Consider the following 25,247-nt stretch of genomic DNA (forward strand, 5'->3'; position numbering starts at 1 on the left):
AGATGATGCTTATATTTAATACAGTAAACCTGTATTATGATAAGAGTACTGACAATATTTCTTTTGTTTTGTCTTTCCTATGTTCCATGCCGGGCGCAACTCGGATCCTATTCTTTTAATTCGAATGTATTGTACAACGATGGTTATGGAATACCCTGGAACTTCGATTTCCCTTTTTTCATGGATGGCTCACCCTTTTTTGATACCAGTTTCTGTAAAGGTTCTGTACAATTACTGAATGGTAAAACTTACGGCGGTTTAGAGCTGAAGCTCAACCTCGAACAGCAAAAAGTTATCTTTACTACCAGTGAAGGGAAAGCTTTTGCACTTGCACAACCCGTCTTAAGAGTGGAACTTGCCTGCAACGTTCAGGCGAAACCGGTTGTCTTTCGTTCAGGATTTGGTGCTATCGACAAGCAAAATGAAGGTTCTTTATATCAGGTGCTGGATTCAGGCAAAGTGTTGTTATTGAAATATGTGGATATCAGGTATAAGGATTCCAAAGCCTATAACAGCAATGATATGACCCGGTCATACCGCCAGTTGCCTTCTTATTACCTCTGGATGCCCGGCAAGGACATGATAAAATTGCCCAACGATGAAAATGAGTTACTGGGTTTACTAAAAGACCAGCGAAAACAACTTACCGAAGCGATAGATAAGGATAAGCTGAAATTTAAAAAAGAAACAGACCTTATACAGATTATCAAAAAGTATAACAGTTTATCGCAAACTATATAAACAATAATGCAGCATGAAAAATCTCTCTGTTTTTCTGATTTCTCTGTGTCTTACACTTTTACAACACAGTATAGCAGCACAGGATTTTGAACGCATTGATCCGCTCAGACATGCAAAAGAAAATATTAATTTTCTCAGCGATGCCAATGGCAGGCCCTTTAAATCACTGCGCAATTTTGAGGAAGAAGGTTCTCCCTATTTTTCAGCCGACTATATAAAAAGTCATATTCAGATGCAGAATGGAAAAACCTATTACAATATACCGATCAAAATTAACCAGCTAACGGGTGAAATAATATTCAAAACTTCTGATGATCGTGAAATGCTGGTGGTAAACCCTTTTCAGCGTATCGAACTACAGTTTGAAGGAAAGACTTATGTATTCAGAAGCGGGTTCCCGGCTATTGATAAACAAAATGATATGTCGGCTTACCAGTTACTCGATTCAGGTACAGCTATTTTATTAAAGTATACCTCTGTTCAGTACCAGGACAAACAGGCCTATAATTCTCCGAATATTATTCGCAGCTACAGCAAAAAAGAAAATCATTATATATGGACTTCTTCAAAAGGTTTGGTACGTATTCCTAAAAAAGAAGAAGAATGGGCAGGCTTTTTTGGTCATCACCAAACGGAGATGAATAATTTTATCAGGAAAGAACATGTAAAGCTGAAAAAGGAAGAGGATATCGTAAGAATGTTTCACTATTATAATCAGTTATTGAAACAGGTTAGCGCTAATAATCACTAATCTCTGTCTTGTAAAAATATATGTCTGCAGACCTGTTTTTTATTGATTATTATTACCAATAGTAATTCATTAATTCATTTCCGGTATTTATAACCTATAAGTATAACGCGCATGAAATATGTCTTCTTTCTGTTTGCATTTGTGATATATTCAGTTGATGCAAATACACAAACCCCCAATACAGCAACAGCAAGGGTAGAAATGGACCGCTTTATGGTAGATGCCAACGGCAGATTGCTCAAACCCCCTGCCGATTATAATGAGGAAGGTTCTCCTTATTATTCAAAAGAATTTTTACCCGGTTCGGTTACTATTCTCAAAGGTCATACCTATCACGGCTTACAGTTAAAAATTAATTTTCACAGCAATGAAATTATTTTCCTCGACCAGGAGGGTAATGAAATGATAGTTGCTCAACCGGTTGAGAGAGTAGTATTACAAACTGCCGATGGCATAAAAACCTTCAGGTCTGGTTATGGACCAATCGACAACCACGATGGCAATTCGTTTTATGAAGTGCTCGATTCCGGATCAATCAGTTATTTGAAATATACGGAAGTTAGTTTCAGTGAAAGACAACCTTATCCGAATGCACGTTTTGTTCGTACCTATCGCGACCGTGTATTGTATTATGCTGCTAAAGGAACACAGTTGCAAAAACTACCTAAAAACATCGAAGAGATACCTGCATTGTTCGCCGGGAAAGAATTGAAAGTAGCAGAACTGATTAAAAAAGATAAGCTGAAGTTGAAAAAAGAAAATGATATGATTCAGCTTTTCAGGTATGTTAATATGTTGCAATAGGCTCAGTTGCGGGATACACTTTCTTCTTCCTGTTTAATCTTTTGCTCCCATGCCCATGCGGTACGCATCATTTCAGTGATATCGTATTTTATTTGCCAGCCCAGTACAGCAACAGCTTTTTCATTATTGGCATATATGGCTTTTATATCACCGGGTCTTCTCGGACCCATTTCATAATTGAGTTTTACGCCACTTACTTTCTCAAAACTTTGTATCGCTTCCAGTACCGTAATACCAATACCCGTGCCCAGGTTAAACACTTCACAGGATGACTGATTTTTTCCTGCGGTTAAATATTCCAATGCCAGTGTGTGTGCACGTGCAATATCGGATACATGAATATAATCGCGTATACAGCTGCCGTCACGGGTATCGTAATCGTTACCATATACCATCATCTTAGGTAATTTACCAATGGCTGTTTGTGTAATTACGGGTACAAGGTTCTGTGGTTTACCCAATGGCAATTCTCCAATTAAACAGGAAGGATGTGCTCCAACGGGGTTAAAATAGCGAAGCAGTATAACAGAGGTGGATAGAGATACTTCAGCAAAGTCTTTCAGTATTTCTTCTCCCATTTTCTTGGTGGCTCCATAAGGTGAGGCAGCAGCCTGTAACACCGTATCTTCTGTAACCGGAGATGTTTGTGGGTTGCCGTAAACAGTGCAGGAAGATGAAAAGACAAAATGTGGTATTGAAAATTCCTTTACACATTTCAATACACTGATGAGTGAACCAATATTATTTTCATAATACATGAGCGATTGCTCTACCGATTCTCCAACCGCTTTATATGCTGCAAAATGAATAACACCCGCGATATCGGGGTTCTCCTGGAAGACTGCCAGGGTTTCATCAAAGTTTTTCAGGTCAACTTTGTAGTTTTTGACCATTTTTCCGGTAATGAGCTGAATACCCGTTAATGGATAAGGTGTGGAGCGCGACTGGTCATCAATAGAAATTACATCGTACCCATTTTCGAGAAGATCAACAATGGCATGCGATCCGATATATCCGCAGCCTCCGGTAACAAGTATCTTTGCCATGATCAGAAATTGACACGGCAAAATACACAGAGCCGCTTAGAATCAGATAAATAATTTTACGAGAAAATAAAATATGGCCGCCATTGCTGCTGATACAGGAATGGTTAATATCCATGCCCAGAGCAGGTTTACAGTAACACCCCAGCGAACCGCACTTAAACGTTTTGTTGCACCTACCCCAATAATAGAACCGGTAATGGTATGTGTTGTACTTACAGGTATACCCAGTTTCTCCGTGAGGAAAAGTGTAATGGCACCAGCTGTTTCGGCACTTACGCCTTCCAATGGGGTTACTTTTGTGATACGTGTACCCATGGTTTTTACAATCTTCCAGCCACCGCTCATGGTACCTAAGCCAATCGCGAGAAAACTACAGAAAGGCACCCAGCTATAGTGTACCACAAATTCATTAAACGACATCTGTACACCCAGTGTGCTCTCATAATAAATGATGGCTGCGCCGATAATACCCATTACTTTCTGTGCATCGTTACCACCATGCCCCAGACTGAATGCGGCAGATGAAACCAGCTGCAGTCTTTTAAACCAGGTTTCTGCTTTGTATGGATTGGCCCTTTTACACAGATGAACAATTAATATGGTAATGAAGAATGCAATGAACATACCGAGCAGGGGCGCAAGAAAGATAAACATGAAAGTAGGTATCACTTTTGCGTAGTTCACTACATCCATACCGTTCTCACTAAATCCGCCGGCATGTGCTATGGCAGCACCCATAAAACCACCGAGAAGAGTATGTGAAGAACTGGAGGGAATACCAAACCACCAGGTGATGAGGTTCCAGGTAATAGCTGCGAGTAAGCCTGCAAAAATTACTTCAAGTGTAATAAAATTTTCATTGACCGATTTTGCAATGGTATTACCAATCTTAAACTCACCAATCAGGTATTTGGAAATAAAGAATGCCGCAAAATTGAATACCGCTGCCCACAATACTGCCTGAAAAGGCGTTAATACTTTTGTAGAAACAATGGTAGCAATGGAATTGGCCGCATCATGAAATCCATTGATATAATCAAAGATAAATGCAAGCACTATAATGATAACCAGAAGGGTGAACATACGGTGTGGGGTTTTAATAGCCTGAAAACTGAAATGGTTTGATCCAATTATACAGTTCTCAGATAGATCTTCTACGCATACTTGATAATAATAGACTCAATCACATTGGCCGCATCTTCACATTTATCGGTGGCAATTTCCATTACCTGATAAATTTCTCTTTTCTTGATCACTTCTTTAAAATCGTTTTCCTGCTGGAACAACATTTCAATACTCATATCAAACACATCATCCGCCTGGTTCTCAATACTGTTTACCTTTACCATGGCTTCAGTCATCTCACGCAGGTTTTTCATATCGCGTAAGCCATTTACTGCTTTTTTAATTTCAATAGTACCCTGCAGAATGAGGTCGGCCATTTTCTGGATACCTGTGTCGTTCGGGTTTACACTATAAAAATTAATTTTTTTGGAGGAAGCGAAGATATAATCAGCAATATCATCGAGGGCAGTAGCGAGGTAGTGTATATCTTCCCTGTCGAATGGAGTGATAAAATTTCTGCCCAATTCTGTAAAAATACGATGGGTATTATCGTCATTTTTATGTTCCAGGTCCTCAATCTGAGCCAGCACCGCAGCACGTTTATTACTATCGGGCTCACTTACCATTTCCTTGAGTTTTATGCCCATTTCATGTACTTTCTCTGCAACATCCTCGAATAACTCATAGAAAACCTTGTTCTTCGGCATAAACAAGCGGCCAAATGTGTTGATACCCATAGTTTAAAATTTACGCAAAAATAGCCTCCTGCTTCCGATGTAGGAAAGAAAACTCAGAATTAATAATTCGGTAACATTGAGGTTTCCTGATTTTTTTGTATTAAAAAATCAATAAAAAGAAGTATTTGATAACAGTTTATTCTTATTCCCATCATTTAACGGTAACAAAGAACCGGCAGTTTTGCGCTACAGTTTATCGTAATTGAGCAACGAAAGTAGATTTTCTCATGTGTAAACCCCTGATGTCTATCGGGGGTTTTTGCATGAATGGTCAATAGTGAATGCTCAATTATGGAGTGCTGCAAGTATTGATTACACATATTCACCATTGACCATTCGCCCACCTCACTCCCGCTTCCTCTCCAACGTAAACCCAATAGTAGTACCAACATCCAGCTTGCTGCGTACATGCATGGTTTGTCCGTGTGCTTCAATAATATGTTTACAGATGGCCAGTCCGAGTCCTGTTCCGCCTTTATCCCTGCTGCGGCCCCTGTCTGTTCGATAAAAACGTTCAAAAATGCGCGGTAAATGTTCTTCGGCTATACCAATTCCATCATCACTGAACTCTATCAACACGTGTTCATCGTCTGTTTTATAAATGCTAGCCACAATCGATCCGTCCTGCTTCCCATATTTTACTGCATTCTCCAGCAGGTTATTAATTACCTGCCTGATTTTTTCCTGGTCTGCAAAAACTGCAATAGGGTATTCGCATCCTTTTTTAATACTGCATTTGATGTTCTTTGCCGTGGTTTTTATAGACAGGGTCTCATAAATTTCCCTGATCAGGTCCTGGATGATAAAGTTCTCTTTGTACAGTGGTTGTTCCCCACTTTCCAGTCTCGAAATTTCATCCAGGTCTTTTACCAGGTTCACCATACGGTCTACATTGCGGGCCGTATTCTCCAGAAATCTCTTACTTACTTCCGGAGAGTCCATGGCACCACCTAATAAAGTATCTACATAGCCCTGAATAGCAAATATGGGTGTCTTGAATTCGTGTGCGAGGTTCTGCAAAAATTCTTTCCTGTAAGCTTCATTATTTTTCAGCAGTTCAATTTCAGCACTGCGCTGTTCGGCCCATTTCTCCACGTCTTCACGCACTTCATCAATACCTTTCTGTGGAAGAATATATTTATAATAAGTCTCTTCTCTCTTACTCGCTTTGGTCTGATAAATAAATTTATAGATCAGTTTTATCTTTCTATAAATAAACGATTCCAGCACCATCCTTATCAACATATAACTTCCCAGAAAAACTACCACAAATGCTACCAGTGTAATGATCCAATCGGGACGAATAACCCAGATACCCAAAGAAATGGGTAAAGACAATATCAAAGCTGTAAAAGCTGATAATTGTTGTGGTGAAAGATTCTTGGTTTTAAACATTCATAATAAAGATAAGAAGAAGAAGGATCAAGGGGGCAAGATTCAGGAGATAAGAAGACCGAAAGTCCGTATATAAAGATACCTTGCAGAATTATTTTTCTTGTAGCTTGTAGCTTGTAGCTTGTAGCTCGTAGCTTGTAACTCAAAGCTCAAACTTATACCCCACTCCCTTCACCGTGGTGATACAATCAATGCCCAGTTTCTGGCGCACTTTGCGGATATGTACATCGATGGTGCGGTCGCCAACAATTACATCGTTACCCCATATTTGCGAGAGTATTTCATTACGAAGAAATACACGACCCGGGCGGGATGCCAGCAGGTAGAGGAGTTCAAATTCTTTTTTGGCAAGGATTACTTCCGTTTCATCCACATTCACCATAAATTTTACCGGATCGATCTGAATATTCCCCAGCTTAATCGTTTTGCCGGTTTCTTTTCCATTCAGTCTCCTGAAAAGTGCATTAACACGGCTTACCAGTACTTTTGGACTGATGGGTTTACTCACATAATCGTCAGCACCTGTTTCCAGGCCTTTGATTTGTGAAGCTTCATCGCTGAGTGCAGTAAGAAAAATGATGAGTGTGTCCTGAAACAATGGTTGTGTACGAAGGATCTGACAAACTTCCACGCCTGTTTTTTTAGGCATCATGATATCAAGGATGATCAGATCAGGATGTATTTGTTTGGCTCTTTCGATGGCTTCATTTCCGTCTTTAGCCGTGTACACTTCATAACCTTCTTTGGTGAGGTTATAAGTGATGATCTCCAATATGTCCTGTTCATCGTCTGCAATCAGAATCTGTTTCGCCTTGCCTTCCATTGTTAACCTTATGTTTACACAAAATTAATTTTAAACATTGGCATATCAGGTTTTTGGCACTATTATGTTATTGTTAACTGAATTTCAGGCAAAAATCAGGTCTGATTATTGGGAAAGCAGCGTTTCCCGCTTTTCGTTCATTTGGCAGTATTTTTGCAAAAGGATATGAACATGAAGAAATTTTACCTGATAATACTGTTATCGTCTTTCTGTAATATGGCATTGGCACAGCAGGAAATGACAATTCCGCCCATTCCAGCCATGCGCGAACTGCACCATGAGTACATACAAACCTCATTACGCTCCATTGCCCGGCTCAATAGTGTTGCCGATGCCGTTTTTCCTGTAACCAACGACCCCAAACTCAATCTCTCTATCGATAAAACCATACGCATATATGTAAATAATATGCGTGCCATGGTTGAGTCGAGTACCCAACTCAACGATAACCAGAAATATCTCTGGCTGAGAGGTATTAATGAGCTGCTCACCGGGTTTCAGTCTGCCTGGCAGGCTGGTCTTATTAAAAACATAATGTATCCGGGGCTGGTGAAAGCTTTTTATGAAGCCATGCAACTGGAAATGCGGCAGCAATCTATCCTCCCCATTGTGAAGAATAATGAACTGGAGATAGGCAATATGCTCATTCAGAATTTTTGTTTGAAAAACAATATTGGAATAGAAGCCGCCAAAGATGTACTGGTATTAAAAAGCTGTCAGCGAGACCCATCTGCTATTTTGAAAATATTGACACGTTTTCCTGAAAACAGTTATGCCGACAGTCTTATTATTGTTTCAGCCTTCCGTAATCAGGAAGAATTATACAATTATGCCGCGGCACCCAATGCATTGGGTAAACGTATACAGACTGTCAATCACCCCCTGGTAAAACTAATCGCCGGTCTGGCACAGTCGAAAACCGGCAGGATGTATTTCCCTTTCCTTGATGATTTATATCAGGGGAAAATAAGTGTTGAAAAAATTGCCCCTGTTCTGGCAGATGAAAATTCAGACAACTATTATAAACTACTGGTAAAAACAAGGGTGGGTTATGCCCAAAGGATGCGTAAAGGCGATACACCGATGGCAGCAAAGACACTGGTAGCAAAGCTTCGAAGCAAAGCTGTTGAATTATACATCAATGAAATTAATGCACTTCATGATGAAAACAACCCCGCTATCCGTTTCAAAAAAATAGATTCACTCAATCCACAGGAACTTTATTACCTGGCTGTTTTAGGAGAGGAAGAAATTTATACATCGAGTTTTGTATCGGGTGTATATCCGCGTATATTCTCCCGTTCAAAACAGTCTGATGCAGATTCTTTATTGCAATTACTTGGCTATGATTTTTACCGGAAGTTTATTAAAATGTCGGCAGCATATAATACACTCGACGACTTTCTGAAACGCATGAGTAAGCCGTCAGCAGAAAAACTCATGCGCAATTTTGTAAACGGACTTGAAAAAACAGGTTCTCTCGAAGATGCAGTGGATGTGGCCGATTCGTATGCCAGTATTTACAATAAACCTATTCGCAATCTTATTCTCAAACAGGTTCAGCAAAACCTGAAAAACAGTCGTACACAAAAAGACAAAAGAGGAGAAGTAATTTATAACCTGCTCAATACTATTTTCCTATCTGCCGATTCGGCGGGTAAAACCAACTTATCGGCTTCACTTGGCATCAATACCGTGTATAATATGCCATTGAAAGAATTACAGAATGAAGCAGGCCGTATCATTATTCAGCAATATGCTTATGGTGATAAGGATGCCGAAAGCTATTTTGGAGCTTTTCTTGCACGGTTTTCCAACAGTAACTGGCGTATAGTGAGAAAGCCCTATTGGGTAGAAATCAGTTCCGTTCGCGGCACTCCGGTAACCATCTATGCCAACCTGCCGCTTGATGAAACAAAAGACCTTGATGCGATGGCGCAAGACAGCCTGAATTATTATCTTGAGACCAATGGCCTGGCACCTACCATGGTTATACATCGCGGACATAGTTATTACCTTCAACAAACCATCGATCAACTGGTACCATCTGCGAAAGTGGTATTGCTCGGTAGTTGTGGTGGCTACCAAAAACTGAACCTTGTACTTGATATTTGTCCGACTGCACATATCATTTCCTCCAAACAGGTAGCTGCCGGTGTACTGAACCAGGCACTTATTGATGCCATTACAGAGCAAATCAGGCTGAATAAAGACCTGGTTTGGGAAGAAATCTGGCAGAAACTACAATCAAGGGTAACCGGTGGTTACAAAGAGAAGTTTGAAGATTATATTCCTCCCCATAAAAACCTGGGCGCCATTTTCATCATGGCATATAATAAAGCCATGGAAACGCTCTAAGTTCAGAGAAAAGGATTGTGCTTTTTTTCATGACCAATTGTGGTGGTAATACCGTGGCCAGCATATACCAGAACATCATCGGGCAATACAAAGAGTTTTTCACGAATGCTGTTCAGCAATGTGTCATGGTCACCACCCGGTAAATCGGTACGGCCTATACTTTCATGAAATAATACATCTCCGCCGATCAAAAAACCTTGTTCTTCACAATAAAAACAGATGCTGCCCGGCGAATGACCGGGTGCCAGTATTACTTTCAGGGCATCATTACCAAGTTTCACCGTATCTCCTTCAGCAAGAAAATGTAATGGACCTTTATAATTCTCAAAGGGCAAACCCCAGCGTTCACCTGAAAAAGGAGCTCTTTCCAGCAAGGGTTGCTCAAGGGTATGAAGATATAATTCAAGACCAAACTCATCATGAACCCATTTGTTACCAAATACATGATCGAGATGACAATGTGTATTGAGCAACTGAAGGGGTTGAAGCTTCGTATCTTTTATAAAGTTTTTTAACGTTTCCTGTTCAGCGGAAAAGTAACATCCGGGATCAATTATAATAGCTTTGCCTTGTTCATTGTATAACACATAGGTGTTTTCCTGAACAGGGCTGAATGTAAAGGCCTTTACCTGGAGCATATGGTTTTTTGTGAAGGTTTTACAGGGTAAATGACTAATTTTAAAACACTAAAGTTCGGATATGCAATTGAATCGCATCAAGAAAGGATTGGTTTTGGCCAGTTTTTTATTTCCCATCCTTTCCATGGCCCAGGTAAATACAGTAGAATTTGGCAAGAACAGGGTTCAACACAAAAAGCTGGTATGGAAATTCTACCAGTCGCCCAATTTTAACGCCTATACCTCGCAGGGGGGTGTAGAGCTGGGGAAATTTGCCGCACAGGTGGCGGAAGAAGAACTGCGCTCACTCGAAAATTTTATAGAATACTCATTACAGCGCCGTGCCAATATTGTGGTGTATAACAACTATAATGATTATAAAAGCAGCAATATTGGTTTGGGTATCGACTGGCAAAATTCAGGTGGTGTAACCAAATTAGTGAACAATAAGATTGTTGTGTATTTCGATGGTAACCATGCCAACCTGAAACGCCAGATCAGGGAAGGAATAGCCAAAGTATTAACCGATAACCTTTTATTTGGTGACGATATAGGCGAATTTGCCAGTAACCAGGCACTACTCGATCTACCCAAATGGCTGGTAGACGGTTATGTATCTTATGCCGCTGAGCCATGGAGTACGGTTAAAGACGATGACCTGAAAAGTGCCATACTAAGTGGCTCTTACCGTTCCTTCTACCAGTTTGCTTTTGAAAAACCGGTGCTGGCGGGTCACTCATTCTGGTATTATATCGGTGAAAAATACCGTAAGGAAAATATTACCTACCTCCTTTATCTCGCACGCATTTACAAAAACCTGAATCAGGCCTGTATGCGTGTTTGTAAAAAGAAATTTAAAGAGGTGCTGGCTGAGTTTATGCAGTACCAGCAGGACCGCTATTCCAAAGATATACGCCAGCGCAGAAATGCACCAAGGGGTCAGTTAAACGTATCTGAAGAAGTACGTAAAAAAGATTTTTTCCGCTTTCAGGCCAACCCTAATCCAAGGAGTACCACCTATGCAGTTGTTGAATTTAACAGAGGTATTTATTGTGTGAAACTGATGGAGAATTTTTACGACGGGAAGATACTCCTCAAGAGTGGTGTACGTACCAACACAGATGACGTAAACCCTAATTATCCCATACTGGCATGGGACGGGAAAGGCACCCGTTTATTGGTGGCGTATTGGGAAAACGGAAAGGTTAAAATGTTTGTGTACGATCTTATAGCCAGACTCAAACGGTATAAGCAGGAAATTGAAGGTGTTGATCAGTTACTTGATGCCAGCTTTATGCTCGACGCAAATTCGCTCATCTTCAGTGCTGTAAAAAATGGGCATACCGATATCTTCACTTATAAGATAGAACAGAATAAACTGGAGCAGATTACAGATGATGTATATGATGACCTGAACCCCACTTTTGTTTCTTTCCCTAATCGTTCCGGTATTATTTTCAGTTCAAACAGACCATCCCCAACTGCTATTAATGCTGATACGGTTTTACCCAGCAGGCATCGTTATAATGTATTCATGGTAGATATCCTGAATACCAGCAAGCAAAAACAGATTACACAGCTTACCAATCTTAAATTTGGAAACGCATCTTATCCGATGCAATACAATACCAATCACTTTACTTTTGTAGCAGATGAAAATGGTATTGGTAACCGATGGGCCGGCTTTTTTGCAACGCAGCGTAACGGGCTTGATACACTTTATTATATTGGCGATGAATTATTGCGTAATCCCTCGCCCAAAGAATTTGATTCTACCCTGCGCGCCTGGCAGAAAGATGAACCGGATAGTGTAAGCTATTTCCAGGTATATAAAGATTCTACGTATACTTTCCCGATTACCAACTACCAGAGTTCCCTGCTTGAAACAAGAATTGCAGGCGATAATGGTCAGGTAAGTGAGGTAAGAAGAGAAGGCGATTTCAAGTTCCTCTACAAACTCCGCGTTGATGAACAGGCGCTGAACAAAAGAAATGTAAATAGCCGTCCTACCGAATACATGAAGAAGGTAATGGATGAAAAGAAAGCAGCAGATGGAAAAGCAATCATCTATAATAATGGCATTGCCACAAAAGATACGGTTGCAAAAGCTGCGAAAGATTTCTTCCAGAATGAATTTGCTAATGAAAAAGCAGATACCTCAAGACAGATAGTCGACGAAGAAGTAATACCAAAAGCTACTACCCTTGAACGTTCGAGGTTATTTGACTACCGATTGAAATTCAGCAGCGATTATATTCTCAGTGGATTTACGAACAATGTGCTTGTCAACAGGTACCAGCCTTATGCTGGTGGTGCGGGACCTATTCAGCTTAATAATGGTAACGACTTCAATTTTACTTTCCGTGTAGGAGTAAGTGATTTATTTGAGGACCAGAAATTTGTTGGTGGTTTTCGCTTTGGCACCAACCTGAGCGACAAAGATGTATTCTTCTCTTACCAGAATTTACGTAAACGTTTCGACTGGGGACTTACCTATTACAGAAGTAATGTGAGCAACTTTTATAATATTCCTTATAACAGTATGCTCATTACCAACCTGTACCAGGGTAATATAACCTATGCATTTAATGAAGTAAAAAGTTTAAGAGCTACTGTTGGTTTAAGATCAGATCGCGGTGTTCTTCGCTCTTTTGATAATGGCAGCGGGTTACCCGATCCGAATGCATTGGCATTCCCTGATACCATCAGTCGTTTTATTGTATCGCGTATTGAATACGTACACGATAATACCATTAACCCAACTCAGAATATCTGGAACGGACTTCGTTACAAAGTATATTTCGATGTAAACATGCCTACGTTTAAAACTTCTTTGAATAATGGCAAGGGAACATTCAACCTGGGTTTTGATGCCCGTTATTATTATAAACTATACCGCAACTTTATATGGGCAGGTCGTGCAGCGGCTGATTTCTCATGGGGCGGACAAAAACTCATTTATTACCTCGGTGGTGTTGATGGATGGATTGGTCCGAAATTCAACAGTCAGAATACACCCGCACCCGATCAGTCTTATGCATTCCAATCGCTTGCGGTGAATATGCGTGGTTACAGACAGAATATTGCAAACGGGAATAATGCTTTTGTCATCAACAGTGAATTCAGGTTCCCACTGTTTGCCACACTGATCAACAAACCAATTAACAACGCATTCCTGCGCAATTTTCAACTGGTGCAATTCATTGATTTAGGCACAGCATGGAATGGAAAATACAATGGCATCAAGCGCCCGGGTGAGGTAATAGCCGACCCATCATCTCCTGTTGTGGTTCGTATTGATGCCGGTGGTCTCGGACCATTTGCCGGCGGCTATGGTTTCGGTGCAAGAAGTACTTTACTGGGTTACTTTATGAAGTTTGATGCCGGCTGGCCCATGAAAGGCATCTTCAAGGGAGCTCCGGTGTATTATTTTGCGATTGGATTTGATTTCTAATCTTTGATTTTTTGATCTTTGATTTTTTGATTTAGAACTATACTTAAATCAAAAAATCAAAGATCAAAAAATCAAACTTTTCTTCTCCCCTCTTTAGCATAATACCTGCACAATTCCGTAAGGCCACAGGATTCGCATTTAGGATTTCGCGCAAGACAGGTATATCTGCCGTGTAATATGAGCCAGTGATGTGCTTTATGCACCAGCCCTTCCGGAATATATTTAATCAATTCTTTTTCAACAGCCAGGGGGGTACTTGCTTTTTCAGTTACAAGCCCTAATCTTTTACTTACACGAAACACGTGAGTATCAACGGCCATATTGGGTTGTTGATCTATTACACTGGTAATTACGTTTGCTGTTTTTCTTCCTACACCTGGCAACTTTACCAATTGCTCAACCGTCATCGGCACTTCACCATTAAATTGTTCCCGCAACATGTTGGCCATACCAATCAGGTGCTTGGTTTTGTTATTGGGGTAAGAAATGCTTTTGATATAAGGAAAGAGTTCCTCAAAGCTTGCTTTCGATAATTCAGCCGCAGTAGGGTATTTAGCAAAGATGGCAGGTGTTGTCATATTCACCCTTTTATCTGTGCATTGTGCAGAGAGAATAACAGCTACCAATAACTGAAAAGGGTTATCATAAATCAATTCCGTCTCGGCAACCGGAATCTGTTCATTGAAATAATTAATAACAGACGAATATCTTTCTTTTTTGGTCATGCGTTTGAATAAACTCAAAAGTAAAGATATCATCGCGCGAATCGCCCAGTTTTGCAAATATATAAGCCACAGATTCACAGATTATTGGTTTTCCCAGCTGTGAATCTGTGGCTTATATCCTTTAATACCTGGTGGTAGTATCCAATAAAATGCTACTTCTTGCGAACCGCTTCCCGGGCATGTTGCATGATGGTTTTAACCGACAAAGGTGATGGCGATTTTAGTTTAAGCCCGTCTAACTGACGGATACTTCGTTTAAGAATACTGAGTTTTTCTGTTAATTCAATATCTCCCTCTTCCAGCGCTTCCTCGACTGCTTGTTGTATGCCGGGCGAACACTCTTTGTACAGGTACAATATCAAATCCTCTTCTTTGAATTTTTTCATAAAAGTTCTGTTAGCTGGGAGGATACGGTATATATTAAAACGGGAGGTGCTGCGCTATTATTGTAAAAGCTTTCTTAGTAAACAGTAAATTAGTCATTCTAAACAAAGATTTACTGAGAGGATTGCATAACAATCTGATAATCAAATAATTAAAATCTACTAAAAAGATTAGAAATTACACATTTTACACAATGGCTACCTTCCTATCCTGTAACTTGTAGCTTGTTCCCTGGATCCTAATTTTTCTCTGCTGTGGAATCTTCAATAATAAAAATGTCTTCGCCTTCTTTTTTCATGAGGTAACGTTCGCGGGCAAATTTTTCGAGTGCGGCGGGATTACGCTGGATATCCTGAAGTTCCTGTTTGGTTTTACTGATTTCTTCGAGGTAATATTTTTTCTTGGCTTCTAATTTCTCAAGTTCTTTTCTGCGTTCGCGTTGCTGAAAAAAATCGCGCTGGTCAAAAAACAACATCCACACCACAAAAAAACCTCCTGCCAGCAGGTATTTGTTGGTAATAATGGAAGTGAATTTTTTCATAGAGTAAAGCTAATAAAAAAGCATCAAGCTACAAGTTGCAAGCCACAAGATGTATTTTTCTTGTAGCCTGTGCCTTGTAACTTGATGCTTGAATCTTGTAGCTTGAATCTTACCAAACTATTTTTTACCAAACTTCACTTTCCCTTTGGGGTACACTGCAGTTTCACCCAACATTTCTTCAATACGAATCAACTGGTTGTATTTGGCAATACGATCTGTACGTGATGCAGAACCGGTTTTAATTTGTCCGCAATTCAGTGCAACAGCCAGATCTGCAATGGTGGTATCTTCTGTTTCACCGCTGCGATGACTCATGATGGTATTATAGCCATTGTGCTGAGCGAGGGTTACTGCATTAATGGTTTCGGTAAGCGTACCAATCTGGTTTACTTTTACCAGCAGTCCATTGGCAATACTTTTATCAATACCAGTCTGTAAACGGTTTACATTGGTCACAAACAAGTCGTCACCTACCAGCTGGCATTTACTGCCAATGGCCTGTGTAAGGGCTTTCCAGCCATTCCAGTCGTCTTCCGCCATTCCATCTTCAATTGAAGCGATGGGGTATTGTTTCACCCATTTCTCCCAGTATTTTACCAGTTCATCGCTGCTCAATACTTTACCATTACTCTTGTGGAATACATATTTCTTTTTCTTGGCATCCCAGAGTTCACTATTTGCAGCATCCATCGCGATTACAATCTGTGACCCTGTTTTATAACCGGCGGCCTGGATTGATTCCAGCACTGTTTCTATGGCTTCTTCATTGCTTTGGATATTGGGGGCAAATCCACCTTCATCACCTACATTGGTGCTGTATCCTTTTTTCTTCAATACATTTTTCAGGGTATGGAATATTTCAACACCCCAGCGTAATCCTTCACTAAAACTGGTTGCACCAACGGGCATGATCATAAATTCCTGAAAATCAATCTTGTTATCGGCATGTGCACCACCATTCAGGATATTCATCATGGGGATAGGCAATGTTTTCGCATTGGTTCCACCGATATAACGGTATAAAGGCAACCCTGCTTCTTCTGCTGCAGCTTTAGCAACCGCCATACTTACAGCCAGCAGGGCATTGGCTCCCAGTTTTGCTTTATTGGGTGTACCGTCTAACGCTATCATAGCTTCATCTATGGCAGCCTGTGCAGCCACATCATAGCCTACAATGGCATCGGCGATAATATCATTTACATTTTTAACGGCTTTTAATACGCCTTTACCAACATATTTCTTTTTATCGTTATCACGCAGTTCAACTGCTTCGTGGATACCGGTGCTGGCCCCGCTTGGAACAGCGGCGCGACCCAAAGCACCATCATCTGTTAATACATCTACTTCTACAGTAGGATTGCCGCGGCTGTCGAGTATCTGCCTGGCATGAACTTCAATAATGTAACTCATGATTGTTTTCTTATTTGTATATAATTAAGCTGGTAACACAGGAATCGGTAACCTGACGCAATTTACACAAATAGTCATTAGGAGGTAAATACTACTATTGTGTATTTACCTCCTAATTAACAAGCGTTCGTATGTAAATGAGTTTACTGAAGTTTTAAAAGGGCAACCTAGTTGCCTGGTACAAGAATTGAGCGTATAATGGTATTGCCCACTTGTGTTACCTTTTTTAGCTCACCTGCCTCCATAACAACTACTTTATCCTGGCTGTATCCCCGAATATTGGCAACCTTGCTAAATACGGAATAATACTTACTGCCATTTTTTACAAGATCAGTGAGTATATATCCTTCTGCTTTTTTCTCCTCCAACATTGAAGCCTCTACTTTGTCGGAAATAGAAAGTTTTTGTTGTGCATAATCAGTCCCTTTTGTCATCACTACCAGCCATTTCCCTTTTCCACATGCCATATTTGTAATAGCATACCCTTGTTTCCATTTTTCATTAACCCATGTTTCTGGATAAACAGTTGTTCCGGCTGCGGAAACAATCTGAGAAGTAAACGGTGTGTTTTGTGAATAAACAGCTACCCATTCGTTATTGATAAAATTCAGGTAAGTAATAAGATTTTTATCCGAAGCCTTGTATTTTTCTCTAACACTTTCAATCATCGTTATATCTGTATTTCGTTTAGCCCAGCTTTGATCCGTATACCTGGCTTTACCCATTACCAGCGTATATTCAACATCGCTCGTATCTGCTGATACCGTCAAGTCAATAATATAATAATTCTGATCCCAGTATTTTTTTATTGCAGCCTCAGGAAATGTTTTACTACTCACTACTACTTGTTCTGACTGGGGAGCTTTATTAGTAGACAGAACAAAATGTTTCCCATCTTTCTGCTCTAACACTTCAGCAAATATTTTCATCATACTTTCCAAGTCCTCATCCGATAAGTTAAACTCCGATTTAGGTTTTTCGCTTTCCGGAATTTCAGATAACCGGCCTTTTTTATCTATGTACAGGTACTTACCATCTTCTTTTACAATTGCTTTTTCATTTTTAAAATCCTCTGCACTCTCATATCGTGGAAAAATGGCCTCGTTTCCTTCTGTGTTAATATAACCCCATTTATTATTTACCTGAACGGCTGCCATTCCATTTGAGAAATCCTCCACTTTTTCATATTTGGCTGCAGTAATCTCTTTACCAGAAGTATTTACAAAACCAAATTTAGCATTGGTGTAATACACGCCAGGTATATTCTTCTTGTAAATCGCTATCCCATCTTCACTGAAATTCCCTAATCCGTCATATTTAGGCTCAAGGATTTCTTTGCCATTTTGCAACGCTACCATTCCATACTTCTTATTCAACTCCACGCCACAATAACCATTCTTACACTCAAAAATTTTATCGTAACGCGCCTGGATAATGATGTTGCCTTTCACGTCTATCATTCCTGTTTTATCTTTATAGATAACCAGTGCATACCCTTCATTTACTTCAGAAAAATTATCAATATCATCGAACTCAAATGGGATCGTTTCTCTGCCGCGTTGATCAATCATGCCGGTTTTGTCTTTCTTTTCAGCTATATACCAGCCTGTAGCATCGTCGAGATAAAGTGATTGATAATTAAAAGAGATCAGTGTTTTTCCTGATTTATCAATAACCCCTGTCTTACCATTCCTTTCTACGACAGCTCGTCCATTTTCAAAAACACTTACACTTTCGAATTCAAATGGTAACTGTACCTGGTCAAGTGTATCAATATAACCCCATTTGCCTCCTTTTTTTGCGCCTATGAATCCCTCACCGTAATTGTGGATCATATCGTACTCGGGTGGAATAATTTCCTGACCGGCTTCGTTCAGATAGCCCCATTTTTTGTCTAGCACCATCATGCCCAATCCTTTATTATATCGTAGCAAGTCGTATTTACGTAAAGTCACCTGACGCCCCTTTTTATCGATCAGCCAGTTTTTTTTATTGCCAGACACAACAGCATATCCTTTATTGAAATTATTTCCGCCATCATACTCAAATGGCACCACAATACGGTTATTCTTATCGATATAACCAACTTTACCATTTTTTTTCACGGCTGAAACCCCTTCATAGAAACCATTAGCCGCTTCATATACCAGTTCTATTACCACTTCTCCCTGGGCATTGATAAAACCAGTTTTACCACTTTTGGTAACTTTTCGAAGTCCTTCACGGAGTGAATCAATCTTATCGTATTTCTGGGATTTTGCTGACACCAATAACAACACAAACAAAAATGAGAGTACCTGTTTCATAGGGGGGATATAATAAAGTGACAGATTTTTACTTCATGAAAGTAACAGAAAAGGAGTATTCAGCAAGAGGTCGAAAAAAAATACACAGTTTTGTGTATTTTTTATTACCCAGCGAATAGTTACAGGTGTTTACGCAATGGTTGTTAATGACCTGAATATTTTTTCAAGGCTGTTTTTTTCACTTTGCAGTGATACAATCTGAAGATTATAAGCCACTGCCAGATTTAAAAGATGTTTGCGAACCAGTTCAGGGTTTGAAGTATGTAAACGAAAAACCGAATCGCTGAGTTGGTCCACCTGGAAAACTGCCTGGAGACGTTCCAGCACTTCCATTTCTACAGTTTCGTTAAATTGTATTTGTAATATATGTCGGTCGTTTTGTTCTTCCTTAAGATTTGTCAATGTATCATTGGCCACAATATTCCCTTTATTAATCACCACTACTTTATCGCAAATAGCTTCTACTTCCTGTAAAATATGTGATGAAAACAGTACGGTTTTATTGGCGCCCTGTAAACGAATTACATTGCGTATTTCTACAATCTGGTTAGGGTCAAGACCACTTGTGGGTTCATCGAGTATCAATACTTCGGGGTCATGTATTAATGCCGCAGCTAAGCCAACCCGTTGCTTATATCCCTTTGATAACTGCCCTGCTTTTTTATGTGCTTCGGGGCCTAGTCCGGTTAATTCAATTACATTGTTTATCGATTGATTCACCTGTTTTAACCCATGAACGCCTGCAATAAATCCCAGGTATTCTTTTACATACATATCATAATACAATGGATTGGCTTCGGGCAGGTACCCGATTTTCTTTTTTGCGGATAGCGGGTCTGTGGCAATATCAATTCCACATACTTTAAACGAACCGGCATCAGCAGACAGGTAGCCGGTTATGATTTTCATGGTTGTACTTTTCCCGGCACCATTTGGGCCCAGAAAACCCAGTATGGTTCCCTTTTCTACTGAAAAGGAAATATCATTCACTGCCCTTTGTGTACCATATATTTTCGAGAGACCCCTGATTTCAATAGACATGCGGTAAAGGTATCAATTGAATTGTTTTCTGTGCAGATAAAAATGGTAAGAAAAATTAAAAATGAATACGGCAACAACTATGCAGGTTTATACTTCTTTATCATATTCTCCTTTATATGCATAGTATCCAAATAAACTAAGACCGAATGCGATGGGAAGAAAAATCAACACAAATACGCCCCACTGTACCCATGTATCTGCCGATGGTTTGGTTATAATTTCGTTTGCTGCCGTTCGTATCAGAAAGAAAACGGCCACTGGTCCTAAAACCATCCAAATAATGCCTGCTGCACGTTTCAATTGTTTCATATCAGTGAATGGTTTTTTTATTACTTAAATATAATATACCTATTACAAGACATATACCTGCCACCATAATAGGATACATGAGCCCTGCCAATTGATTACCTGTATAAATCGTTGTAAGCAATGTGGCAATAAAAGGAGTCAACCCTCCAAACACACCATTACCAATATGGTAAGGCAACGACATTGAGGTATATCTTATTCTTGTTGGGAACAATTCTACAAGGAATGCTGCAATAGGCCCATACACCATTGTTACATAAACAATCATCAGAAATACTATACCAACCATTTTCCAATAAATACCATCCCCCACTTCTTTCGAAACAGTAACCAGCGGCTTTATCGTTTTCTTTGCAGCATCAGCATATAAAGTATCTTTTGTACTTGTGTGAAGAGTTAAACCATCCGTAAAAAATTGTGTTTGTTTTATCACTCTCACAGAATCACCTGTACCCGGAACCGGCATTAGTGTAGCTATTTTTTTTGCCAGTGAGGTTTGCTCTGTTTTTTGCGCCGTGTCGCTTAACACCACCAGTTCCTTAAATAAGGGACGATAGGTAAGCACTGCCAGCAACATACCGGCCAGCATGATCCATTTTCTTCCAATCTTATCGCTCCAATGACCAAAGAATACAAAAAAAGGTGTGCCAAAAACAATGGCCCATATTAAAATGGTACGCGACTGATCAAAATCAATTTTACAAACATTTTCGAGAAAAGACTGAGCATAGAACTGACCGGTATACCATACCACTCCCTGCCCCATGGTGGCACCAAACAATGCCAATAAAACCATTTTCAGATTGGTCTTATTGCCAAAACTTTCTTTTAAAGGATTTGCTGATGTTTTACCCTCTGATTTCAGTTTGGAAAACAGTGGCGATTCCTGCATTTTCAACCGTATATAGATAGAAACAATGACGAGTACAATAGATAACAGAAATGGAATACGCCATCCCCAGTCATTGAATTTTGCAATGGAAATTTGTTTGTCGGCATCGAGGCTGTGCCTGGTTAGCAAGATAACACCCAGTGAAACAAAAAGACCCAGTGTTGCAGTTGTTTGAATCCATGAAGTAAAATAACCTCTTCGGTGTGCAGGTGCATGTTCAGCTACATAAGTAGCAGCTCCTCCATATTCACCCCCAAGTGCCAGCCCCTGTAATAAACGTAATAACAATACTATAATGGGTGCAGCAAAACCAATGCTTTCATAAGAAGGTACCAGTCCGATAGCAAAAGTTGAACCTCCCATCAATACAAGCGTCAATAAAAATGTATATTTTCTTCCTACAATATCACCTAACCTGCCAAATACCAGTGCTCCGAATGGACGTACAATAAAGCCAGCAGCAAAAGTGGCCAGGGTTGACAACAATGCTGCTGTAGGGTTGGTCTTGGGAAAAAACTGACCTGCTATAACGGTAGCGAGACTGCCAAAAATGTAAAAATCATACCATTCAATCAATGTACCCAATGAAGAAGCAGTAATGACTTTCCAGATACCCTGTTCTTTTTTCATATAAGTTTACAACTTACTGCAAAGAAATGATTTCGCCAAGCAGACCACGATTGGCAGTGTTGATTTTAATGAATTGTCTATTACTTATTGAAGCTTCTATTACTTCAATAAAAAACGAACAGTCATTCGTATAAAGAAGGTTTTCATCGGCTGTTCATCACGTATATTTATAGCCTGAAAATTCGATTGACATGTCCTATCCTTATCAGATCAAAAGTTTTGAAGCCTATCAGGAAGCCTATAAAAAAAGTATTAGTGATCCCGAATCTTTCTGGGGTGAAATAGCATCACATTTTACCTGGCGGAAAAAATGGGATACCGTTCTTGAATGGAATTTTAAAGAACCAAAAGTTGAATGGTTTAAAGGAGGTAAGCTCAATATCACTGAAAACTGTTTAGATCGTCATCTTGAAACCAGGGGCAATCATCCTGCCATTATCTGGGAACCCAATGCAGCTGATGAAAGCCATCGCATTCTTACTTATAAAAAATTGCATGAAAAAGTTTGTCAGTTTGCACACGTGCTGATAAACAATGGGGTACAAAAAGGTGACCGTGTTTGTATTTATATGGGTATGATTCCGGAACTGGCCATCTCAGTGCTTGCCTGTGCCCGTATTGGCGCCATTCACTCAGTGGTTTTTGGAGGATTCTCAGCTCAGAGTATTGCCGACAGACTTGAAGATGCACAGGCAACATTTATTGTTACCTGCGATGGTGCTTACAGGGGGGCAAAAGATATTCCTTTAAAAAGCGTAATCGATGATGCACTGATTGGTAATAAAACCGTTAAACGTGTCATTGTTGCTACCCGTACTCGCACACCTGTTTCCATGATCAAGGGAAGAGATGTATGGTGGGAAGATGAAATGAAACAAGTGGAAGAAAAGGGAATTACATTTATTGAAGCAGCAGAGATGGACGCCGAAGACCCTCTTTTTATTCTTTACACATCTGGCTCTACCGGTAAACCCAAAGGCGTGGTTCATAGCGTTGCCGGGTATATGGTATACACCAACTATACTTTTGTAAACGTATTTCAATACCAGCCGGGGCAGGTACATTTCTGTACGGCAGATATTGGCTGGATTACCGGACATAGTTATATTGTTTACGGGCCACTCAGTGCCGGTGCCACTTCTCTTCTGTTTGAAGGTGTTCCTACCTGGCCCGATGCAGGTCGCTTCTGGGATATAATAGACAAATACTGCGTCAACATTCTTTATACGGCCCCCACTGCCATTAGAAGTTTGATGGGGTTTGGACTCGGCCCCTTACAAGGCAAAGATCTCTCTTCACTCAAAGTATTGGGTACAGTAGGCGAACCTATCAACGAAGAAGCCTGGCATTGGTATGATGAACATGTAGGCAAGAAAAAATGTCCGATTGTTGATACCTGGTGGCAAACAGAAACCGGAGGTTGCCTTATTTCAAATCTTGCAGGTATTACACCCGCTAAACCCGGATGGGCTACACTGCCCATGCCTGGATTAGAAATGGTATTGGTAGATGAAAATGGCAAGGAAATAATTCAACAGGGTGACGAGATCATTTCAGGAAACCTTTGTATCAAATCGCCGTGGCCCTCTATTCTCAGAACAACTTATGGCGATCATGAAAGATGCAGAACCAATTATTTTGCCACTTACGAAAACATGTATTTCACCGGCGATGGTGCAATGAAAAACAAAGATGGTTTCTTCCGCATCACAGGCAGGGTTGATGATGTACTGAATGTAAGCGGACACCGTATTGGTACTGCCGAAGTAGAGAACGCTATTAATATGCATGCAGGAGTTGTAGAAAGTGCTGTAGTAGGTTATCCGCATGATATTAAAGGACAAGGTATTTATGCATACATAATTTATCAGGGCTCTCATGCACAGGACACGCATGGCACGGGCGATCTGGTAAGAAAAGACATTCTGCAAACAGTAACACGTATTATTGGCGCCATCGCCAAACCAGATAAAATTCAGTTTGTAAGTGGTTTACCAAAAACAAGAAGTGGAAAAATCATGCGAAGAATTTTACGCAAGATTGCAGAAGGAGAAACAGAGAACCTGGGCGATACAAGTACTTTACTGGATCCGGGCGTAGTGGATGAGATTAAAAAAGGTAGATTATAAATTAATTTTTAGCCGCAGATTTACAGACTAGTTTGGCCGATCTGCGAATCTGTGGCCCGCTCGTTTTCAGCAAATTCAGCATTAATAGTATATTTAAGCAATGAAAAGGGTATTTTTTCTTTGCTTTCTTATTGGTCTTTCAATATATAGTTCTTCGCAAAATCTTATCAGGTTCATTGAGAACAATAAATTTGGCTACGTTCACAAAATAACCGGCAGAACTACTATTACACCCCAGTTTACTTATGCCAGCCAGTTTAACGACGGTATTGCAGTGGCTGCAGTTGGTAATCACCTGTTATCATCCAAATACGGTTTTATCAACGAAAAAGGAAAATGGTTGATTATTCCTCAATTTAATGCTGCCGGCAATTTTTCTGCAGGAAAAGCAAGGGTACAACAGAGTGGCAAATGGGGTTATATCGATAAAAAAGGAAGTTTTGTTATTCAACCACAGTTTGCGCTATGTTATGATTTTAAAGAAGGACTGGCAGTGGCTTCTGTAAAAAACAATCTATGGGGTCTGATTGACAGTAGTGGAAAATTTATATTACAACCAGAATATTATAGCATCACTGATGTATTTGCGGGATTAACCTGTACGCAAAAAAACATGACTGATAAATGGGAGATTCTCAATATCAAAAAGAAAACAAGTATTAAAACTTCCTTTACACGTATGTATGCATTTGCCGACAGCCTCGCTCCGGCACGTGATACCAGTAATAAATGGGGTTTTGTAAATACCAGTGGCGCCTGGGTTATTCAACCCGGTTTTACCAATGCCAGTTCATTCAGTGAAGGACTTGCAGCTGTTGAAAAAGATTACGGATACTGGGGTTTTATCAATAAAAAAGGAGAATGGGTCATTGCACCACAATTCGACCGGTCTGGCAGTTTCCACAAAGGTTTGGCCTTAATGGAAAAAGGAGCAGATATTGTTTATGTTGACAAAGAAGGTGTACCTGTTTTTAGCTTCAAGCGATAATTATGTTTGCTGTTTCATATCATAAGTCATGTTCTGATTTTCCCAAAAAATACAATATCAGTGGCCCCAGAAATAATATAACTATGATAATCACAGCAGGT

21 protein-coding genes are annotated in these 25,247 nt (G+C 40.0%); 7 read left to right on the top strand and 14 right to left on the bottom strand.

The window, feature by feature from the left end; genetic code table 11:
- Positions 1–36 precede the first annotated feature (36 nt).
- From KXJ59_RS04180 to KXJ59_RS04190, 3 genes are all read left to right on the top strand, one after another.
- The gene (locus KXJ59_RS04180) at positions 37–741 is read left to right on the top strand and encodes a hypothetical protein (RefSeq protein ID WP_295201461.1); all 705 of its coding nucleotides are present in this window, start codon (positions 37–39) and stop codon (positions 739–741) included.
- Between the two features lie 13 nt (positions 742–754).
- Entirely contained in the window at positions 755–1,492 is a 738-nt protein-coding gene (locus KXJ59_RS04185) for a hypothetical protein (protein ID WP_295201464.1), read from the top strand.
- 111 nt (positions 1,493–1,603) lie between these two features.
- A complete protein-coding gene (locus KXJ59_RS04190) occupies positions 1,604–2,296 on the top strand; it encodes a hypothetical protein (RefSeq protein WP_295201465.1) in 693 nt (230 codons plus the stop codon).
- A gap of 2 nt (positions 2,297–2,298) precedes the next feature.
- Here KXJ59_RS04190 and galE read toward each other — a convergent pair whose 3' ends face one another.
- The 5 genes from galE to KXJ59_RS04215 form a co-directional block, all read right to left on the bottom strand.
- Positions 2,299–3,342 carry a UDP-glucose 4-epimerase GalE gene (gene galE / locus KXJ59_RS04195; protein ID WP_295201468.1) on the bottom strand — a complete coding sequence of 348 codons (1,044 nt, stop codon included), beginning with the start codon at positions 3,340–3,342 and terminating at the stop codon, positions 2,299–2,301.
- 42 nt (positions 3,343–3,384) lie between these two features.
- A complete protein-coding gene (locus KXJ59_RS04200; RefSeq protein WP_295201471.1) occupies positions 3,385–4,425 on the bottom strand; it encodes an inorganic phosphate transporter in 1,041 nt (346 codons plus the stop codon).
- 71 nt (positions 4,426–4,496) lie between these two features.
- Positions 4,497–5,144, bottom strand: a complete 648-nt coding sequence (locus tag KXJ59_RS04205; protein WP_295201472.1) for a DUF47 family protein — start codon at positions 5,142–5,144, stop codon at positions 4,497–4,499.
- A gap of 345 nt (positions 5,145–5,489) precedes the next feature.
- A complete protein-coding gene (locus KXJ59_RS04210; RefSeq protein WP_295201475.1) occupies positions 5,490–6,539 on the bottom strand; it encodes an ATP-binding protein in 1,050 nt (349 codons plus the stop codon).
- Between the two features lie 142 nt (positions 6,540–6,681).
- Complete coding sequence (locus KXJ59_RS04215) at positions 6,682–7,362, bottom strand: response regulator (protein WP_295201477.1); 681 nt, start codon at positions 7,360–7,362, stop codon at positions 6,682–6,684.
- 171 nt (positions 7,363–7,533) lie between these two features.
- Between KXJ59_RS04215 and KXJ59_RS04220 the strand changes: the two genes are divergently transcribed.
- Positions 7,534–9,720 (top strand): hypothetical protein, encoded by a 2,187-nt coding sequence (locus KXJ59_RS04220; protein WP_295201480.1) that lies wholly within the window; start codon positions 7,534–7,536, stop codon positions 9,718–9,720.
- Positions 9,721–9,722: 2 nt separating this feature from the next.
- Here KXJ59_RS04220 and KXJ59_RS04225 read toward each other — a convergent pair whose 3' ends face one another.
- Complete coding sequence (locus KXJ59_RS04225; protein WP_295201481.1) at positions 9,723–10,358, bottom strand: MBL fold metallo-hydrolase; 636 nt, start codon at positions 10,356–10,358, stop codon at positions 9,723–9,725.
- A gap of 61 nt (positions 10,359–10,419) precedes the next feature.
- Between KXJ59_RS04225 and KXJ59_RS04230 the strand changes: the two genes are divergently transcribed.
- On the top strand, positions 10,420–13,791 hold the full coding sequence (locus tag KXJ59_RS04230; protein WP_295201482.1) for a hypothetical protein: 3,372 nt from the start codon (positions 10,420–10,422) through the stop codon (positions 13,789–13,791).
- A gap of 71 nt (positions 13,792–13,862) precedes the next feature.
- Here KXJ59_RS04230 and nth read toward each other — a convergent pair whose 3' ends face one another.
- The 8 genes from nth to KXJ59_RS04270 all read right to left on the bottom strand — a co-directional run bounded on the left by nth (position 13,863) and on the right by KXJ59_RS04270 (position 22,029).
- A complete protein-coding gene (gene nth, locus KXJ59_RS04235) occupies positions 13,863–14,549 on the bottom strand; it encodes an endonuclease III (protein WP_295201483.1) in 687 nt (228 codons plus the stop codon).
- A 119-nt stretch (positions 14,550–14,668) separates the two neighbouring features.
- The gene (locus tag KXJ59_RS04240; protein ID WP_295201485.1) at positions 14,669–14,902 is read right to left on the bottom strand and encodes a hypothetical protein; all 234 of its coding nucleotides are present in this window, start codon (positions 14,900–14,902) and stop codon (positions 14,669–14,671) included.
- A gap of 236 nt (positions 14,903–15,138) precedes the next feature.
- Positions 15,139–15,441 carry a septum formation initiator family protein gene (locus KXJ59_RS04245; RefSeq protein ID WP_295201486.1) on the bottom strand — a complete coding sequence of 101 codons (303 nt, stop codon included), beginning with the start codon at positions 15,439–15,441 and terminating at the stop codon, positions 15,139–15,141.
- A gap of 117 nt (positions 15,442–15,558) precedes the next feature.
- The gene (gene eno / locus KXJ59_RS04250) at positions 15,559–16,851 is read right to left on the bottom strand and encodes a phosphopyruvate hydratase (protein WP_295201489.1); all 1,293 of its coding nucleotides are present in this window, start codon (positions 16,849–16,851) and stop codon (positions 15,559–15,561) included.
- Positions 16,852–17,018: 167 nt separating this feature from the next.
- Positions 17,019–19,157 (bottom strand): WG repeat-containing protein, encoded by a 2,139-nt coding sequence (locus KXJ59_RS04255; RefSeq protein WP_295201491.1) that lies wholly within the window; start codon positions 19,155–19,157, stop codon positions 17,019–17,021.
- A 129-nt stretch (positions 19,158–19,286) separates the two neighbouring features.
- Entirely contained in the window at positions 19,287–20,198 is a 912-nt protein-coding gene (gene gldA / locus KXJ59_RS04260; RefSeq protein ID WP_295201494.1) for a gliding motility-associated ABC transporter ATP-binding subunit GldA, read from the bottom strand.
- Between the two features lie 87 nt (positions 20,199–20,285).
- Positions 20,286–20,507, bottom strand: coding sequence for a DUF6814 family protein (locus KXJ59_RS04265; protein ID WP_295201497.1), 222 nt, complete (start codon positions 20,505–20,507; stop codon positions 20,286–20,288).
- A gap of 1 nt (position 20,508) precedes the next feature.
- Positions 20,509–22,029 carry an MFS transporter gene (locus KXJ59_RS04270; protein WP_295201499.1) on the bottom strand — a complete coding sequence of 507 codons (1,521 nt, stop codon included), beginning with the start codon at positions 22,027–22,029 and terminating at the stop codon, positions 20,509–20,511.
- A gap of 191 nt (positions 22,030–22,220) precedes the next feature.
- Between KXJ59_RS04270 and acs the strand changes: the two genes are divergently transcribed.
- Together acs and KXJ59_RS04280 are read left to right on the top strand one after the other, a co-directional pair.
- On the top strand, positions 22,221–24,158 hold the full coding sequence (gene acs, locus KXJ59_RS04275; RefSeq protein WP_295201500.1) for an acetate--CoA ligase: 1,938 nt from the start codon (positions 22,221–22,223) through the stop codon (positions 24,156–24,158).
- A 100-nt stretch (positions 24,159–24,258) separates the two neighbouring features.
- A complete protein-coding gene (locus KXJ59_RS04280) occupies positions 24,259–25,146 on the top strand; it encodes a WG repeat-containing protein (protein ID WP_295201502.1) in 888 nt (295 codons plus the stop codon).
- The last annotated feature ends 101 nt before the right edge of the window (positions 25,147–25,247 follow it).

The sequence above is a fragment of the Sediminibacterium sp. genome (genome assembly GCF_019264485.1).
Classification (GTDB): Bacteria; Bacteroidota; Bacteroidia; order Chitinophagales; family Chitinophagaceae; genus Sediminibacterium.

Bases quoted from the DNA above. Each gene is read 5' to 3' on its own strand.
- KXJ59_RS04180 (WP_295201461.1), top strand. From the start codon at position 37: ATGATAAGAGTACTGACAATATTTCTTTTGTTTTGTCTTTCCTATGTT.
- KXJ59_RS04185 (WP_295201464.1), top strand. From the start codon at position 755: ATGAAAAATCTCTCTGTTTTTCTGATTTCTCTGTGTCTTACACTTTTA.
- KXJ59_RS04190 (WP_295201465.1), top strand. From the start codon at position 1,604: ATGAAATATGTCTTCTTTCTGTTTGCATTTGTGATATATTCAGTTGAT.
- galE (WP_295201468.1), bottom strand. From the start codon at position 3,342: ATGGCAAAGATACTTGTTACCGGAGGCTGCGGATATATCGGATCGCAT.
- KXJ59_RS04200 (WP_295201471.1), bottom strand. From the start codon at position 4,425: ATGTTCACCCTTCTGGTTATCATTATAGTGCTTGCATTTATCTTTGAT.
- KXJ59_RS04205 (WP_295201472.1), bottom strand. From the start codon at position 5,144: ATGGGTATCAACACATTTGGCCGCTTGTTTATGCCGAAGAACAAGGTT.
- KXJ59_RS04210 (WP_295201475.1), bottom strand. From the start codon at position 6,539: ATGTTTAAAACCAAGAATCTTTCACCACAACAATTATCAGCTTTTACA.
- KXJ59_RS04215 (WP_295201477.1), bottom strand. From the start codon at position 7,362: ATGGAAGGCAAGGCGAAACAGATTCTGATTGCAGACGATGAACAGGAC.
- KXJ59_RS04220 (WP_295201480.1), top strand. From the start codon at position 7,534: ATGAAGAAATTTTACCTGATAATACTGTTATCGTCTTTCTGTAATATG.
- KXJ59_RS04225 (WP_295201481.1), bottom strand. From the start codon at position 10,358: ATGCTCCAGGTAAAGGCCTTTACATTCAGCCCTGTTCAGGAAAACACC.
- KXJ59_RS04230 (WP_295201482.1), top strand. From the start codon at position 10,420: ATGCAATTGAATCGCATCAAGAAAGGATTGGTTTTGGCCAGTTTTTTA.
- nth (WP_295201483.1), bottom strand. From the start codon at position 14,549: ATGATATCTTTACTTTTGAGTTTATTCAAACGCATGACCAAAAAAGAA.
- KXJ59_RS04240 (WP_295201485.1), bottom strand. From the start codon at position 14,902: ATGAAAAAATTCAAAGAAGAGGATTTGATATTGTACCTGTACAAAGAG.
- KXJ59_RS04245 (WP_295201486.1), bottom strand. From the start codon at position 15,441: ATGAAAAAATTCACTTCCATTATTACCAACAAATACCTGCTGGCAGGA.
- eno (WP_295201489.1), bottom strand. From the start codon at position 16,851: ATGAGTTACATTATTGAAGTTCATGCCAGGCAGATACTCGACAGCCGC.
- KXJ59_RS04255 (WP_295201491.1), bottom strand. From the start codon at position 19,157: ATGAAACAGGTACTCTCATTTTTGTTTGTGTTGTTATTGGTGTCAGCA.
- gldA (WP_295201494.1), bottom strand. From the start codon at position 20,198: ATGTCTATTGAAATCAGGGGTCTCTCGAAAATATATGGTACACAAAGG.
- KXJ59_RS04265 (WP_295201497.1), bottom strand. From the start codon at position 20,507: ATGAAACAATTGAAACGTGCAGCAGGCATTATTTGGATGGTTTTAGGA.
- KXJ59_RS04270 (WP_295201499.1), bottom strand. From the start codon at position 22,029: ATGAAAAAAGAACAGGGTATCTGGAAAGTCATTACTGCTTCTTCATTG.
- acs (WP_295201500.1), top strand. From the start codon at position 22,221: ATGTCCTATCCTTATCAGATCAAAAGTTTTGAAGCCTATCAGGAAGCC.
- KXJ59_RS04280 (WP_295201502.1), top strand. From the start codon at position 24,259: ATGAAAAGGGTATTTTTTCTTTGCTTTCTTATTGGTCTTTCAATATAT.